Raw genomic sequence first — 1,200 nt, 5'->3', positions numbered from 1 at the left:
GGTTTGACTTCACGCAAAGAAGCTCCACATCCTTGACACGTATGCACACGGTGGACGACACGATGATGTGGACGTTCCACTTGACGGAGCGTCGTTCCTTGATGTCCTTCTTGTCCGCCTGGCTTGTTGCCAGATGGTTGACGAGAAGAACGTGTGTTGGCAAAACGGTCAGAAGATGGGGGCAAATGGCTATTAGAGCTGTTTTTTTTCGTGCGTGCTTCCAGCTCTTGAACACGGTACTTCAGTTGTTCATTTTCTTTGCGTAGCTGTTTGTTTTCGTGACGCAAATGTTCATTTTCTTGAATGAGTTGATGAATGAGCTGTTTTTGTTGTTGAACTTTGCCGATTAAGCTCTCAACTGTAAATACAGCTTGTTGTACCGTCAACATGCGATTCACCTCCTTGTCTATCAATATTCACATCATAGACAAGGAAAGAAGAAAATATTCAGCTCACTTTATGATGTGGCTGAATAGTTACTTTATCGAAGCTCTTAAAGTTTATAGTGACCAAAAGGGGCTTGAAGAGGATATGAAATTTTATCATGCCCAAAAAATTAGCACGTCTTCATCTGTCATTCGAGATGTTACGAATCAGCTCGAGGAAGTTTTTCAGCTATTGACAGAACCTTTTCACCAATTAGAAGAGGAGACATTGCAGGATGATGAAGATAGATGAGTTAAAAGCACTATTGCAAAACAAATACAGAGAATTTTTTCAATCCATCGAGGACATCAGCAGGGATGATCAAAATAACGAAAGTCTTTGTTCTTCTCCATTTGTTTGTTTAGCATTTGATAATGCTATTCAAGATTTAGCAAGTAAAAAGGGGGAAGATGCATTAAAATCCCCCGACCTTCTTCATATTCAAGACAATCAATTACTTTTTGTAGAATTTAAGAACGGCAAAATTGATAAAAAAGAACGGCAAAGCCTCAGATTGAAGGCAATCGAGGGACCTTTTATAGGTCTATATGAAATGATAAAAGAACATGATCCTTCTATATCATTTCATGACATCGTCAAAATAGATAAAGTATATTACGTTGTGTACAATGAGGAAAAAAATCCTCAGAAAAGAACAGCTGGGTTACAAAGACATTTGGAAGGACAACAAATTCGTTTTTCTGTGACATACTCCCACCACCTACGCTTCGCTTAGAGGTGGGGGCTTCTCGGGTAATCCCATCTCATGATGGG

At 39.5% G+C, this 1,200-nt stretch carries 3 protein-coding genes; 2 read left to right on the top strand and 1 reads right to left on the bottom strand.

What is annotated here, in order from left to right:
* On the bottom strand, positions 1-389 hold a 389-nt coding region (locus tag DCC82_RS17020), incomplete at its 3' end, for a DUF6444 domain-containing protein (RefSeq protein ID WP_233253088.1).
* Between the two features lie 142 nt (positions 390-531).
* Here DCC82_RS17020 and DCC82_RS17530 point away from each other — a divergent pair.
* Together DCC82_RS17530 and DCC82_RS17010 are read left to right on the top strand one after the other, a co-directional pair.
* On the top strand, positions 532-678 hold the full coding sequence (locus tag DCC82_RS17530) for a hypothetical protein (RefSeq protein WP_158268603.1): 147 nt from the start codon (positions 532-534) through the stop codon (positions 676-678).
* A complete protein-coding gene (locus DCC82_RS17010; protein WP_097355132.1) occupies positions 662-1,162 on the top strand; it encodes a hypothetical protein in 501 nt (166 codons plus the stop codon). Before DCC82_RS17530 ends, DCC82_RS17010 begins: the two co-directional genes overlap by 17 nt.
* Positions 1,163-1,200: the final 38 nt, after the last annotated feature.

Source organism: Geobacillus sp. LYN3 (assembly GCF_003064505.1).
Classification (GTDB): domain Bacteria; phylum Bacillota; class Bacilli; order Bacillales; family Anoxybacillaceae; genus Parageobacillus_B; species Parageobacillus_B toebii.
Note: the sequence above shows the minus strand (reverse complement) of the source record. Positions and strands in the feature narration are given on the sequence as shown.

What these genes read in the sequence shown, in the direction of transcription:
- DCC82_RS17530 (WP_158268603.1), top strand. Translation starts at nt 532, where the DNA reads ATGAAATTTTATCATGCCCAAAAAATTAGCACGTCTTCATCTGTCATT.
- DCC82_RS17010 (WP_097355132.1), top strand. Translation starts at nt 662, where the DNA reads ATGATGAAGATAGATGAGTTAAAAGCACTATTGCAAAACAAATACAGA.